The 13400-nt window shown below is 65.1% G+C and carries 13 protein-coding genes; 8 read left to right on the top strand and 5 right to left on the bottom strand.

Annotation, left to right across the window (positions count from 1 at the left end; genetic code table 11):
* Positions 1–20 precede the first annotated feature (20 nt).
* Positions 21–920, bottom strand: coding sequence for a choline sulfate utilization transcriptional regulator (locus IAE37_RS03350; protein ID WP_201169157.1), 900 nt, complete (start codon positions 918–920; stop codon positions 21–23).
* A gap of 109 nt (positions 921–1029) precedes the next feature.
* Here IAE37_RS03350 and betC point away from each other — a divergent pair, with 109 nt between their 5' ends.
* Entirely contained in the window at positions 1030–2547 is a 1518-nt protein-coding gene (gene betC, locus IAE37_RS03345) for a choline-sulfatase (protein ID WP_201169154.1), read from the top strand.
* A 14-nt stretch (positions 2548–2561) separates the two neighbouring features.
* Positions 2562–3491, top strand: a complete 930-nt coding sequence (gene choX / locus IAE37_RS03340; protein ID WP_201169151.1) for a choline ABC transporter substrate-binding protein — start codon at positions 2562–2564, stop codon at positions 3489–3491.
* 86 nt (positions 3492–3577) lie between these two features.
* Here choX and aroE read toward each other — a convergent pair whose 3' ends face one another.
* The gene (gene aroE, locus IAE37_RS03335) at positions 3578–4402 is read right to left on the bottom strand and encodes a shikimate dehydrogenase (protein ID WP_201169136.1); all 825 of its coding nucleotides are present in this window, start codon (positions 4400–4402) and stop codon (positions 3578–3580) included.
* 25 nt (positions 4403–4427) lie between these two features.
* Positions 4428–5339 carry an oxygen-dependent coproporphyrinogen oxidase gene (hemF, locus tag IAE37_RS03330; protein WP_201169133.1) on the bottom strand — a complete coding sequence of 304 codons (912 nt, stop codon included), beginning with the start codon at positions 5337–5339 and terminating at the stop codon, positions 4428–4430.
* 134 nt (positions 5340–5473) lie between these two features.
* On the opposite strand from hemF, the gene IAE37_RS03325 reads away from it, so the two are divergent.
* Positions 5474–6451 carry an NADPH:quinone reductase gene (locus tag IAE37_RS03325; protein WP_201169130.1) on the top strand — a complete coding sequence of 326 codons (978 nt, stop codon included), beginning with the start codon at positions 5474–5476 and terminating at the stop codon, positions 6449–6451.
* Between the two features lie 399 nt (positions 6452–6850).
* On the opposite strand, the gene IAE37_RS03320 is transcribed toward IAE37_RS03325, so the two are convergent.
* Both IAE37_RS03320 and dprA read right to left on the bottom strand, forming a co-directional pair.
* Positions 6851–7408, bottom strand: coding sequence for an L-threonylcarbamoyladenylate synthase (locus IAE37_RS03320; protein ID WP_201169127.1), 558 nt, complete (start codon positions 7406–7408; stop codon positions 6851–6853).
* Positions 7409–7451: 43 nt separating this feature from the next.
* Positions 7452–8549: a DNA-processing protein DprA gene (dprA, locus tag IAE37_RS03315; RefSeq protein WP_201169124.1), complete on the bottom strand. Its 1098-nt coding sequence runs from the start codon at positions 8547–8549 to the stop codon at positions 7452–7454.
* 206 nt (positions 8550–8755) lie between these two features.
* On the opposite strand from dprA, the gene def reads away from it, so the two are divergent.
* From def to IAE37_RS03290, 5 genes are read left to right on the top strand one after another with little or no spacing between them, the layout of a single operon-like run.
* Entirely contained in the window at positions 8756–9262 is a 507-nt protein-coding gene (gene def / locus IAE37_RS03310) for a peptide deformylase (RefSeq protein ID WP_051097836.1), read from the top strand.
* Positions 9263–9322: 60 nt separating this feature from the next.
* Positions 9323–10255 (top strand): methionyl-tRNA formyltransferase, encoded by a 933-nt coding sequence (gene fmt, locus IAE37_RS03305; protein ID WP_201169115.1) that lies wholly within the window; start codon positions 9323–9325, stop codon positions 10253–10255.
* On the top strand, positions 10252–11562 hold the full coding sequence (gene rsmB / locus IAE37_RS03300) for a 16S rRNA (cytosine(967)-C(5))-methyltransferase RsmB (protein ID WP_201169112.1): 1311 nt from the start codon (positions 10252–10254) through the stop codon (positions 11560–11562). The genes fmt and rsmB overlap by 4 nt, the downstream gene beginning before the upstream one ends.
* A gap of 23 nt (positions 11563–11585) precedes the next feature.
* Positions 11586–12959 (top strand): Trk system potassium transporter TrkA, encoded by a 1374-nt coding sequence (gene trkA / locus IAE37_RS03295; RefSeq protein WP_201169110.1) that lies wholly within the window; start codon positions 11586–11588, stop codon positions 12957–12959.
* 11 nt (positions 12960–12970) lie between these two features.
* Positions 12971–13285 (top strand): tetratricopeptide repeat protein, encoded by a 315-nt coding sequence (locus IAE37_RS03290; protein ID WP_201169108.1) that lies wholly within the window; start codon positions 12971–12973, stop codon positions 13283–13285.
* Positions 13286–13400 lie beyond the last annotated feature (115 nt).

Here is a 13400-nt window from a genome sequence, read left to right as displayed (position 1 = left end):
CGTAGAGCGGCCCCAAAATCTCACAGACTGCGCTCTTGCTCCAGCCACCCCACGAACCGCTCGATCAACGCCCCACGCCGCTTGCGCGGCGGCAGCACCGCGTAATACCCCCGCGCCGACCGCAGGTTGCCCTCCAGCGGCCGGCACAGCAGGCCTTGCTCGACCAACCCATCGACCAGGTGCCCCCAGCCAATCGCCACGCCCTGGCCCGCGATCGCCGCCTGGATCAACAACGTGTAGTTGTCGAAGCGCAACTGCCCTGGCGGCGGTGGGCTGCCCAGGCCATAACCGCGGAATACCCCCGCCCAATCGAACCAGTTGACCCCTTGCTGGCCCCGCAGGTGGAGCAACGGTAATCGTTGCAAAGCCTCGGCGGGCAAGGGTTTGCCATGAATCAGCCGGGGGCTGCAGACGGGGAAAACCTCCTCGTCGAACAACCAGCGGCTTTCACCCTGGTGAAAACGCCCATCGCCAAACAGCACCGCCACGTCGATGTCCGGGCGCAGCATCGCCTGGGTGCGCTCACTGGTCACCAGGCTCACGTCCACCTGTGGATAAGCCTCGTGGAAGCGCTGCAAGCGAGGCATCAACCAGAAGGCGGCGAAGGCGAAATCGGTCGCCACCTGCAACACCTCGCGCTGACCCCGGCCACTGACCTGGGCGACGCCCTCGTTCATGCTCTGCAGGCCTTGCTGAACCTGGTCGAAAAGCACCTGGCCGGCTTCCGTCAGTTCGATGCCACGGTAGATCCGATCGAACAGTCGCGTGCCCAGTTGCACCTCCAGGCGCTTCATCTGCTGGCTGACCGCGGGTTGCGTGGTGCCCAACTCCAGCGCCGCTGCGGTGAATCCGCGCAAACGGGCAGCGGACTCGAACACCCGCAAGGTCTCCAGCGAAAGCGCGGCAAGGTGTTCAAACATAAGTTCAGCTAATCCCAGTCATTGCCCGCCATGGGCTTTACCCCTGTTATCCACAGGCTCATCGTGAAAAGCAAACGAAATGTATAAACCCCGACGATGGAAAGCCCACATGACGCGCCCGAATATCCTGTTCATCATGGCAGACCAGATGGCCGCCCCACTGTTGCCGATCTACGGCCCTTCGCCGATCCACATGCCCCACCTCAGCCGCCTCGCCGAACAGGCCGTGGTGTTCGACTCAGCCTACTGCAACAGCCCGCTGTGCGCGCCGTCGCGCTTCACCCTGGTCAGTGGCCAACTGCCCAGCCGCATCGGTGCCTACGACAATGCCGCCGATTTCCCCGGCGACGTGCCAACCTACGCCCACTACCTGCGCCGCCTGGGCTATCGCACCGCGCTGTCGGGCAAGATGCACTTCTGCGGGCCGGACCAGCTGCACGGCTACGAGGAACGCCTGACCAGCGATATCTACCCCGCCGACTACGGCTGGGCAGTGAACTGGGACGCCCCGGACGAGCGCCCGACTTGGTATCACAACATGTCGTCGGTGCTGCAGGCCGGCCCCTGTGTACGGACCAACCAGCTGGATTTCGACGAAGAGGTGGTGTTCAAGGCGCGCCAGTACCTCTACGACCATGTACGCGACAACGACGGGCGACCGTTCTGCCTGACCGTGTCGATGACCCACCCACACGACCCGTACACCATTCCCAGGCGCTACTGGGATCGCTACGAGGGTGTGGATATCCCCATGCCCCGCGCCGAGTTCAGCCAGGCCGAGCTCGACCCGCATTCGCAGCGCCTGCTCAAGGTCTATGACCTGTGGGACAAGCCGCTGCCTGTGGATAAGATCCGTGATGCGCGACGCGCCTACTTCGGTGCCTGCAGCTACATCGACGACAACATCGGCCAGCTGCTGCAGACCCTGGAAGAATGCGGTCTGGCCGACGACACCCTGATCGTGTTCTCTGGCGATCACGGCGACATGCTCGGCGATCGGGGCCTCTGGTACAAAATGCACTGGTTCGAGATGTCGGCCCGCGTGCCGTTGCTGGTGCATGCACCCAAACGCTTCGCCGCCCGCCGGGTCAGCGCTTCGGTATCGACCTGCGACCTGCTGCCGACCCTGGTGGAACTGGCCGGTGCAGCTGTGGATAAAGACCTGCACCTCGACGGCCGCTCACTGCTTGGCCACCTGCAGGGGCAGGGCGGTCACGACGAGGTGATCGGCGAGTACATGGCCGAAGGTACGATCGGCCCGCTGATGATGATCCGCCGTGGGCCGTACAAGTTCGTGTACAGCGAAGACGACCCATGCCTACTCTATGACCTGAGCGACGACCCGCACGAACGGGAGAACCTCACCGGCAGCCCGGACCACCAGGCGCTGCTGCAGGCATTCGTCGACGAGGCGCGCCAACGCTGGAACATTCCCGGCCTGCGCCAGCAGGTGCTGGCCAGCCAGCGCCGCCGTCGCCTGGTGGCCGAGGCCCTGGCCATCGGTACGTTGAAAAGCTGGGACCACCAACCATTCGTCGACGCCAGCCACCAGTACATGCGTAACCACATCGATCTCGACGACCTCGAGCGCAAGGCACGTTATCCACAGCCCGCACCCATGGATTGAGTAGAGAGGCCGCCATGCACACGTTCGCCACCACCGCATTGACCCTGGTTCTTGGCCTGGGCGCGCTCAGCGCCCAGGCCGCCGACGACGACGCGCAATGCAGTACCGTGAAACTCGCCGACCCCGGCTGGAGCGACATCGCTTCGACCAACGCCATCGCCCGCCTGCTGCTCGAAGGCCTGGGTTACCAGGTGAAGATCGACAACCTGGCGGTACCGATCATCTACGGCGGCCTCAAGGATGGCCGCGTGGATGCCTTCCTCGGCAACTGGATGCCAGCGCAGCAGGGCTTCCATGACAAGTTCATCGCCAATGGCGATGTCCAGCAGCTGTCGCGCAACCTGGAAGGCACCGAGTTCACCCTGGCCGTGCCCGACTACGTGTGGAACGCCGGGGTGAAGGACTTCGCCGACCTGCAGAAGCATGCCGGTCAGTTCGACCAGAAGCTGTACGGGATCGGTTCCGGCGCGCCGGCCAACCTGTCGCTGAAGCAGATCATCGACGCCAACGAATTCGAACTGGGCAAATGGAAGCTGGTGGAATCCAGCGAACAGGCTATGCTGGCGCAGGTCGACCGGGCGGTGAAGAAGCAACAGTTCATCGTCTTCCTCGGCTGGACCCCGCACCCGATGAACGTGAAGCTCAAAATGCACTACCTGACCGGCGGGGAGAAGTGGTTCGGCAGCAAGGGCGAGGTGTACACGCTGACCCGCAAAGGTTATCCACAGGCGTGCCCGAATGCGGCGAAGCTGTTGGCCAATCTGCAATTCGACCTGGATATGGAAAACACCATCATGGCTGAGGTTGTGGATAAGAAGGTCAGTTTCGACGAAGCGGCCAAGGCTTGGGTACAAAAGCATCCCGAGCGGCTGGACGCGTGGTTGGCGGGGGTGACCAGCAAGGACGGCGGGAATGCAGCCGAGGCCTTCAAGGCCAAGCTCTGATCATTGGCCGGCACATCCCCCCTGTAGGAGCGGGTTCGGCGTTCCGATAAACCCGCTCCTACAGGGGGATATGCGAACCTGAGGTATCAGCCGCGGGCAAGCTGTCGACGCAGCTCAGCCAGCACCGGCGCCGTATCCGGCCGCACCCCACGCCAGATGAAGAACGCCTCGGCCGCCTGCTCGGCGAGCATCCCCAACCCATCCAGCACCTTGGCCGCGCCCAGCTTGCTCGCCCACTGGCAGAACGGCGTCGGCTCCTTGCCATACATCATGTCGTAGCACACCGTGCGCCCCGCCTCGACCAGGCTGTCGGCGATCGGTGGCAACTCGCCGGAGAGGCTCGCCGAGGTGGCGTTGATGATCACGTCCACCGGCTCCTGCAACCAGGCAAAGCCGCTGGCCACCACCGGCCCCAGCTCGTCGAACTCGTGCGCCAGTTGCTCGGCCTTTTCCACCGTGCGGTTGGCGATGACCAGCGACTGCGGCGCGTGCGCCAGGATCGGCTCCAGCACGCCCCGCACCGCACCACCGGCGCCGAGAATGAGAATGCGCTTGCCGGCCAGCGTCACCCCGGCGTTCACCGTCAGGTCGCGAACCAGGCCGGCGCCATCGGTGTTATCGCCTTGCAGGCTGCCGTCGGCCAGGCGGGTCAGGGTATTCACCGCGCCGGCGCGGCGGGCGCGAGGGGCCAGGCTGTCGCACAGGCGGTAGGCTTCTTCCTTGAACGGCACGGTGACGTTGGCGCCACTGCCTTGCTTGAAGAAGCCGCGTGCACAGTCGCTGAACTCATCGATGGGCGCCAGCAGGGTGGAGTACTCCAGGTCCTGACCGGTCTGCTCGGCGAACAGGCGGTGGATCAACGGCGACTTGCTATGGCCGATGGGGTTACCGAAAACGACGTACTGGTCCATGGGGGTTCTCCGGTTATCCACAGGCTTACTGGCCAAGCCAGTCGCGGTCTTGCAGGAAGTAATCGGTCAGGCGCGCTTCTTCGCTGCCGGGCTCGGCCTTCCAGTCGTAGCCCCAACGCACCTGCGGCGGCAGCGACATGAGGATCGATTCGGTACGGCCACCGGACTGCAGGCCGAACAGCGTGCCGCGGTCGTAGACCAGGTTGAACTCCACGTAGCGGCCGCGGCGGAACTCCTGGAACTCGCGCTGCTGTGCGGTGTAGGGCGTGTCCTTGCGGCGCTGGACGATCGGCAGGTAGGCCTCGACATAGGCATCGCCGATGGCGCGGATGAAGGCGAAGCAGGTGTCGAAGTCCCACTCGTTGAGGTCGTCGAAGAACAACCCGCCAATGCCACGCGGCTCACCACGGTGCTTGATGTGGAAGTAGCGATCGCACCAGGCCTTGTAGCGCGGGTACACGTCGGCGCCGAACGGCGCGCAAGCCTGCTCGGCCACCCGGTGCCAGTGGATGCAGTCTTCTTCATTGCCGTAGTACGGGGTCAGGTCGAAGCCACCGCCGAACCACCATACAGCTTCTTCACCTTCCTTTTCGGCGATGAAGAAACGCACATTGGCGTGGGACGTCGGCACATGCGGGTTGTGCGGGTGGATCACCAGCGATACGCCCAGGGCCTCGAAACCCCGGCCCGCCAGCTCGGGGCGATGGGCACTGGCCGAGGGCGGCAGGCCGGCGCCGAACACATGGGAGAAATTCACTCCGCCTTTTTCGATCAGCTTGCCGTCGCCGATCACCCGCGTGCGGCCACCACCACCGGCTTCGCGCACCCAGGCATCCTCGACGAAGCGGGCGCCGCCGTCTTCGTTTTCAAGGGCGGAGCAGATGCGGTCTTGCAGGTCGAGCAGGTAGGCTTTCACGGCCTCGGTGCGGCTAGTCATCGGGTCACCAGGAACGGGCAGGGAAGAATTCGCCGCGTAGCATACCACCGGCAGCTGGCGCGCCGCAGTTGACGGCGATCAAGCAAAGGCGTCCGATAGAGGCCCTTTCCCGATCCCGACTACAGGAGTACGAGATGGCCAAGCGCATCCAGTTCAACCAGCATGGCGGTCCAGAAGTATTGCAGCTCGTCGACTTCGAACCCGCCGCGCCAGGGCCGCAGCAGGTACGTGTGCGTAACCACGCGATCGGCCTGAACTTCATCGATACCTACTTCCGCAGCGGCCTGTACGCACCGCCTGCGCTGCCGTCTGGCCTGGGCACCGAGGGTGCCGGGGTGGTCGAGGCGGTGGGCGAGGGCGTCACCCGCCTGAAAGTGGGCGATCGCGTGGCCTACGGCACCGGCCCGCTGGGAGCCTACAGCGAACTGCACACCTTGCCGGAAGCCAACCTGGTCAAGCTGCCCGAGCACATCAGCTTCGAGCAGGCCGCCGGGGTGATGCTCAAGGGCCTCACCACCCAGTACCTGCTCAAGCAGACCTACGCCGTGCAGCCGGGCGATTTCATCCTGTTCCACGCCGCAGCCGGGGGCGTGGGTTCGCTGGCCTGCCAGTGGGCCAAGGCCCTGGGCGCCAAGCTGATCGGCACCGTGAGTTCCGCCGAAAAGGCCGAGCGGGCCAAGGCGCTGGGCGCCTGGGCGACCATCGACTACAGCCACGAGGACGTGGCCAAGCGAGTGCTGGAACTGACCGACGGGCAGAAGTGCACGGTGGTGTACGACGGCGTCGGTGCCGACACCTGGCTGACCTCGCTGGACTGCGTGCGCCCACGCGGCCTGCTGGTGAGCTTCGGTAATGCCTCGGGCGCCGTGAGTGGCGTGAACCTGGGCATCCTCGCGCAGAAGGGCTCGCTGTACGTGACCCGGCCGACCCTGGCGAGCTACGCCAATACGGCGGAGAACACCCAGGCCATGGCCGATGACCTGTTCGCGATGATCGGCAGCGGCAAGCTGGAGGTGGATATCCAGCAGCGCTATCCGTTGAGCGAAGCGGCCAAGGCGCAGACCGAACTCTCGGCGCGCAGGACGGTGGGGTCTACTGTGCTACTGCCTTGAAGCGAGCAATTGACTCGCTTGCCCCTGCAGATACGGGAGCGTAGCCTTGCTTCCTGAGGGTGTACTGGTGCGTCGGTTGAGTTTCAAGTTATCCGGGCGAGTATGTCCTTACCCTTCGGGCCGCTCTCATGCGGCCTTTGTTTTTTGGGCTTGTTTCTATCCCCTTTAGGCACGATGGAATAGAGCTCTGCTTTGGGCTTGTGAGCCGTCAGTTCAAAAATCGCTTCATCGAATACCTCATTGTCATAACCATCGTTTCGGCTCAGTTCTAAAAGCTGGCGCTATCCCTGTAGGAGCGGGTTCACCCGCGAATACCGGCAGCGCCGGTGCCAGCCACCGCGGTGCGTTCTTCGCGGGTAAACCCGCTCCTACAAGTGCCAAGCGTGCAAGCCGGGGCAATCAGCCCGGGCGCACGACCTCGCCGGTCGCCAGATTACGGATCACGCTGGGGTTCTTGCGCCCGCCCAGTGCGCCACCGAGCACCAAGTCCAGCTGGCCGTGGAAGTATTGCTCCACGCGCAAGCGGGTTTTCGCCGCCGGGCGCCCGCCCGGGTTGCACGAGGTAGAAATCAGCGGCCCGACCAGTGCACAGAGATCGCGCACCACCGGATGGTCGCTGACCCGTAGCGCCACGGTGTCGTGCTCGCCCGTCACCCACTCCGGCAACAGGTCCTGGTGTGGCACCAGCCAGGTATTGGGCCCCGGCCAAGTGCTGCCCATGCGGTCGATCCAGTCCTCAGGGAAATCCTCGAACAGGAAGTCGAACTGACGGATGTTGTCGGCGATCAGGATCAGCCCTTTATCCACAGGACGCGACTTCAACGCCAGCAGGCGATACACCGCATCTTCGTTCCATGGGTCGCAGCCCAGGCCCCAGACCGCTTCCGTCGGGTAGGCGATGACTGCGCCGGCCCGGATCTCACGTGCGGCTTGTTGCACACGAAAACTGCTCACCATGTTGTGTCTCTCCACCTGTAAACCTTGCTTGAGCGCAGTGTACTTAGCCGACGCGGGCAAACCAACGCCCGGCGACATTGCTGACCCGGCCTTCGAGCTCCAGCTCGGTCAACTGCGCCAGCACCTCGGCCAGTGGCTGATCGCTGCAGTAGGCCAGGTGCTCGCTAGTCTGTGGCGCGGCATGCAGCAGGGCAAGCAGGGGATGCACAGGTTTGGCCACAACCGCCGGCGGCAGATTCTGCCATCCGCGCAGGCTTTCAAGAATCTGCCCCACGCTTTCCACCAGCAGCGCGCCATCGCGAATCAGCTGGTGGCAGCCCTTGGCCCCCGGGTGATGGATCGAGCCGGGCAGGGCGTACACCTCGCGACCCTGCTCGGCGGCCAAGCGGGCGGTGATCAGCGAACCGCTGGCCAGGCTCGCCTCCACCACCAGCACGCCCAGCGACAGGCCGCTGATGATGCGATTGCGCCGGGGGAAATTGCCGGGGAGTGGCCCGGCGACCAACGGATACTCCGAAACCAGCGCGCCGCCGTTACCGATCATTGCCTTGGCCAGGTCAAGGTGGCGCTGTGGATAAAGTTTTTGCAAGCCGGTGCCGAGCACCCCGATCGTGCTACCACCCGCCTGCAACGCGGCCCGATGAGCGGCGCCGTCGATGCCCAGGGCCAGGCCGCTGGTGATGGTGAAACCGGCTTGGGCGAGGGCACGGGAGAATGCCTTGGCGGTGTCCAACGCAGTGGGTGAAGCACGCCTGCTGCCCACGATGGCCAGTTGCGGGCGCTCGAGCAGGGCGGGATCGCCGGCGACGAAAAGCAGCGGCGGCGGGTCGTCGATTTCCGCCAGAAGGGCAGGGTAGCCAGGGCTGTCCCACATCAGCAAATGCTGGCCCGGGCGCTCTAGCCAGGCCATTGCGGCCAGGGCGCCGTCGCGCACTTCAGGGCTGCGCCGGGCATCGATGGCCGCCTGTGGCAGCCCCAGCACGCGCCAGGCAGTGGCCGGCGCACTGAGTGCCGACGAAGCACTGCCGAAAGCCTGCAACAAGCTATGAAAGCGACGCAATCCCACCTCCGGCAACTGATGCAGGCGCAAACGCGCCTCCAGTTCGGCAGGCGGACAAGGCGACGAACGGTGAGTCGGCATAGGGATCATCCTTGATCGAAACAGGGCCATCGACGTGGCACAAGCTGTGGATAACTTTGTGGGTAACAGTTTGAAAAGCTGTCCATGGATTGGCAGCTATCAGGTCCATAGACACCCTAGTCGAGCTTGCCAGGTGCCGAAATGCTCGATTCCCTTTATTATGTGTGTTCAGTTTTCAACCGAACGCACAGTGACTGCCTGACCCTATGGCCATTTTGAACATTCTCGAATTCCCGGACCCGCGCCTGCGCACCATCGCCAAACCGGTGACGGAGTTCGACGACGCCCTGCGCCAGCTGATCGACGACATGTTTGAAACCATGTACGAAGCCCCCGGCATCGGCCTGGCCGCCACCCAGGTCAACGTGCACAAGCAGGTCGTGGTCATGGACCTCAGCGAAGACCGCAGTGAACCGCGGGTTTTCATCAACCCCACGGTCGAGGAGCTGACCCACGACATGGGCCAGTACCAGGAAGGCTGCCTGTCGGTACCGGGCTTCTACGAGAACGTCGACCGCCCGCTGCGGGTCCGGGTCAAGGCCCAGGACCGCGATGGCAAGCCGTACGAGCTGGAATGCGAGGGCCTGCTGGCGGTTTGCGTGCAGCACGAGTTCGACCACCTCAACGGCAAGCTGTTCGTCGACTACCTGTCGCAGCTCAAGCGCGACCGGATCAAGAAGAAGCTGGAAAAGCAGCACCGCCAGCAAGCCTGATCCCCACCTGCCAGAAGGCTTGCTCCGGCAAGCCTTTTTCTTTTTTGAAGCGAGAACTCCATGCGCATCGTCTTTGCAGGCACTCCCGAGTTTGCCGCCGAACACCTCAAGGCCCTGCTCGACAGCCCCTACGAGATCGTGGCGGTCTACACCCAGCCCGACCGCCCCGCCGGCCGTGGCCAGAAGCTCATGCCGAGCCCGGTCAAGCAATTGGCCGTGGCCCATGACATTCCGGTGTTGCAGCCACCGACGCTGCGCAATGAAGAGGCGCAAGCCGAACTCGCCGCGCTCAAGCCCGACCTCATGGTGGTTGTCGCCTACGGCCTGATCCTGCCCCAGGCGGTGCTCGACATCCCGCGCCTGGGCTGCATCAACAGCCACGCTTCGCTGCTGCCCCGCTGGCGCGGCGCGGCGCCGATCCAACGCGCCGTCGAAGCCGGCGACGCCGAGAGCGGCGTGACCGTGATGCGCATGGAGGCGGGCCTGGACACCGGCCCCATGCTGCTCAAGGTGGTTACCCCGATCAGCGCCGAGGACACCGGCGGCAGCCTGCACGACCGCCTCGCCGAAATGGGCCCGCCGGCTGTCGTCCAGGCTATCGCCGGCCTGGCGGACGGTTCGCTGCACGGTGAAGTGCAGGACGATGCCCTGGCCACTTATGCACACAAGCTGAACAAGGACGAGGCACGCATCGACTGGAGCCGCCCCGCTGTCGAACTGGAGCGCCTGATCCGTGCCTTCAACCCATGGCCGGTGTGCCACAGCACCCTCGACGGCGAAAGCGTCAAGGTGCTGGCCGCCAACGTGTCCACAGGCCAGGGCGCCCCCGGCGAGATCCTCTCGGCCAGCAAGGACGGCCTGGTGGTCGCCTGCAGCGAGCAGGCCCTGAGCCTGACCCGCCTGCAACTGCCCGGCGGCAAGGCGCTGAACTTCAGCGACCTGTTCAACAGCCGCCGCGAGAAATTCGCCGCCGGCAAGGTACTCGGCCAATGAACCCACGCCTCGCCGCCGCCCGCGCGCTGGCTGCCGTGCTCAGCGGCAAGGCCTCGCTGAACAGCTCGCTGCCGGCGCAGTTGGACAAGGTCGACGAGCGCGACCGCGGCCTGACCCAGGACCTGGCCTTCGGCACCGCCCGCTGGCAGCCACGCCTCGACCTGCTGGCCGCGCAACTGCTGCAGAAGCCATTCAAGGCTGCGGATGCCGATGTGCAGGCGCTGTTGCTGGTCGGCCTTTACCAGCTGTTCTACACGCGTATTCCGGCCCACGCCGCCATCGGCGAGACCGTCGGCTGCGCCGACAAGCTGAAGAAGCCCTGGGCCAAGGGCCTGCTCAATGCCGTGCTGCGCCGCGCCCAGCGCGAAGGCGAGGCACTGCTCGCCGGCATGGAGCGCGACCCGGTGGTACGCACTGCGCACCCGCGATGGCTGCAGAAGGCGCTGAAGGCGTTCTGGCCGGAGCAATGGGAAGCGATCTGCGCCGCCAACAACGCCCACCCACCGATGATCTTGCGGGTCAACCGCCGACACCACAGCCGTGACGCCTACCTGGCGTTGCTGGCCGAAGCGGGCGTCGGCGCCAGCGCCTGCCAATACAGCCGTGACGGTATCGTGCTGGCCGAAGCCTGCGACGTACGCGGCCTGCCAGGCTTCGCCGAAGGCTGGGTCAGCGTGCAGGACGAAGCCGCGCAGCTGTCGGCCGACCTGCTCGAGCTGGCCCCCGGTCAGCGCGTGCTCGACGCCTGCTGCGCACCGGGCGGCAAGACCTGCCATCTGCTCGAGGCCGAACCCGGCCTGGCCCACATGACCGCCATCGACCTCGAGGCCAAGCGCCTGACCCGGGTGCGCGAAAACCTCGACCGCCTGCAGCTGGACGCCGAGCTGATCGCCTGCGACGCCCGCGACACCGCCAGCTGGTGGGATGGCAAACCGTTCCAGCGCATCCTGCTCGACGCGCCATGCTCAGCCACCGGCGTGATCCGTCGCCACCCGGACATCAAGCTGACTCGCCAGGCCGACGACATCCCGGCCCTGGCCGCGCTGCAGGGCGAGTTGCTCGACGCGTTGTGGCCGACCCTGGAAGTGGGCGGCATGCTGCTGTACGCCACCTGCTCCAGCCTGCCGACCGAGAACACCGAAGTGATCGAAGCCTTCCTCGCCCGCACCCCAGGCGCCCGTGAGCTGGACCTGGCCACCGAGGCAGGCCTGCGCCAGCCCCACGGCCGCCAGTTGCTGGCCCAGGAAGGCGGCCACGACGGCTTCTACTATGCCAAGCTGATCAAGATCGCCGCTTCGCGCGGGTAAGAACCAAGGGTAGGGAGTAGCGGATGAAGATCATCATCCTCGGCGCAGGGCAGGTCGGCGGGACGCTGGCCGAACACCTGGCGAGCGAAGCCAACGACATCACCGTGGTCGACACCGACGGCGACCGCCTGCGCGACCTCGGCGACCGCCTCGACATCCGCACCGTCCAGGGCCGCGGCTCGCTGCCCACGGTGCTGCGCCAGGCCGGTGCCGACGACGCCGACATGCTGGTGGCGGTGACCAACAGCGACGAGACCAACATGGTGGCCTGCCAGGTCGCCTATTCGTTGTTCCACACCCCGACCAAGATTGCCCGGGTGCGCGAATCGTCCTACCTCAGCCGCGAAGAGCTGTTCGACAACGAACACATCCCGGTGGACGTGCTGATCAGCCCCGAGCAGGTGGTGACCAACTACATCAAGCGCCTGATCGAGCACCCAGGCTCGCTGCAGGTGATCGACTTCGCCGAGGGCAAAGCCCAGTTGGTGGCGGTCAAGGCCTACTACGGCGGCCCGCTGGTCGGCCAGCAATTGCGCCAGATCCGCGCCCACATGCCCAACGTCGATACCCGCGTGGCGGCGATCTTCCGCCGCGACCGGCCGATCACCCCACGTGGCGACACGTTGATCGAAGCCGACGACGAAGTGTTCTTCATCGCCGCGCGCAAGGACATCCGCGCGGTCATGGGCGAACTGCGGCGCATCGACGAGACCAACAAGCGCGTGGTCATCGCCGGCGGCGGACAGATCGGCGAACGCCTGGCCGAGGCCATCGAAAGCCGCTACCAGGTGAAGATCATCGAGATGAGCCCGGCGCGTTGCCGCTACCTGTCCGATACCTTGGAGAGCACCGTGGTGCTGCAGGGCAGCGCATCGGACAAGGACCTGATGCTCGAAGAGAACATCTCCGATGCCGACATCTTCCTGGCCCTGACCAACGACGACGAGGCCAACATCATGTCGTCGTTGCTGGCCAAGCGCCTGGGCGCGCGCAAGGTGATGACCATCATCAACAACCCGGCCTATGTCGACCTGGTGCAGGGCGGCGAGATCGACATCGCCATCAGCCCGCAGCTGGCCACCATCGGCACCTTGCTCGCCCACGTACGCCGTGGCGACATCGTCAGCGTGCACTCGCTGCGCCGTGGCGCGGCCGAGGCCATCGAGGCGGTGGCGCATGGCGACGCGAAGTCGAGCAAGGTGGTGGGCAAGGCCATCGAGGACATCTCGTTGCCGCCAGGCACCACCATCGGGGCTATCATCCGCGACGAGGAAGTGCTGATCGCCCACGACGACACGGTGATCGAGTCGGGTGACCACGTGATCCTGTTCGTTGTGGACAAGAAGCATATCCGCGACGTGGAGAAGCTGTTCCACGTCGGCTTGAGTTTCTTCTAGGAGAAGACCGCATGCGCGAATCGCTGGAGAAGATGCTGGCCAAGGGTGTGGATAACCCACTGCTGAGGTTCGGCCTGGGCAAGGCCTGGCTGGACGAGGGCAACGGCGCCGAGGCGGCGCTGCACTTGGCGCGCTGTGTGGAGCAGGACCCGAAGTACTCCGCGGCGTGGAAGCTGCTGGGCAAGGCCTATCAGCTGGTCGGCGACCTGGCGGCGGCACGCAAGGCCTGGGAGGATGGGATCGTGGCGGCGCAGGCCCATGGTGACAAGCAGGCCGAGAAAGAGATGACCGTGTTCCTGAAGAAGCTCAACAAGACATCAGGTTGACGCAACTCCCCATGTAGGAGCGGGTTTATCGGGGCGCCGAACCGCCGCGAATGCGTCGTTGAATCCACAATCGCATTCGCGGCGGTTCGGCGCCCCGATAAACCCGCTCCTACAG

The organism is Pseudomonas sp. S31, from assembly GCF_016648105.1.
Classification (GTDB): domain Bacteria; phylum Pseudomonadota; class Gammaproteobacteria; order Pseudomonadales; family Pseudomonadaceae; genus Aquipseudomonas.
Note: the sequence above shows the minus strand (reverse complement) of the source record. Positions and strands in the feature narration are given on the sequence as shown.

Coding starts and splice junctions, on each gene's coding strand:
- IAE37_RS03350 (WP_201169157.1), bottom strand. CDS start 920: ATGTTTGAACACCTTGCCGCGCTTTCGCTGGAGACCTTGCGGGTGTTC.
- betC (WP_201169154.1), top strand. CDS start 1,030: ATGACGCGCCCGAATATCCTGTTCATCATGGCAGACCAGATGGCCGCC.
- choX (WP_201169151.1), top strand. CDS start 2,562: ATGCACACGTTCGCCACCACCGCATTGACCCTGGTTCTTGGCCTGGGC.
- aroE (WP_201169136.1), bottom strand. CDS start 4,402: ATGGACCAGTACGTCGTTTTCGGTAACCCCATCGGCCATAGCAAGTCG.
- hemF (WP_201169133.1), bottom strand. CDS start 5,339: ATGACTAGCCGCACCGAGGCCGTGAAAGCCTACCTGCTCGACCTGCAA.
- IAE37_RS03325 (WP_201169130.1), top strand. CDS start 5,474: ATGGCCAAGCGCATCCAGTTCAACCAGCATGGCGGTCCAGAAGTATTG.
- IAE37_RS03320 (WP_201169127.1), bottom strand. CDS start 7,408: ATGGTGAGCAGTTTTCGTGTGCAACAAGCCGCACGTGAGATCCGGGCC.
- dprA (WP_201169124.1), bottom strand. CDS start 8,549: ATGCCGACTCACCGTTCGTCGCCTTGTCCGCCTGCCGAACTGGAGGCG.
- def (WP_051097836.1), top strand. CDS start 8,756: ATGGCCATTTTGAACATTCTCGAATTCCCGGACCCGCGCCTGCGCACC.
- fmt (WP_201169115.1), top strand. CDS start 9,323: ATGCGCATCGTCTTTGCAGGCACTCCCGAGTTTGCCGCCGAACACCTC.
- rsmB (WP_201169112.1), top strand. CDS start 10,252: ATGAACCCACGCCTCGCCGCCGCCCGCGCGCTGGCTGCCGTGCTCAGC.
- trkA (WP_201169110.1), top strand. CDS start 11,586: ATGAAGATCATCATCCTCGGCGCAGGGCAGGTCGGCGGGACGCTGGCC.
- IAE37_RS03290 (WP_201169108.1), top strand. CDS start 12,971: ATGCGCGAATCGCTGGAGAAGATGCTGGCCAAGGGTGTGGATAACCCA.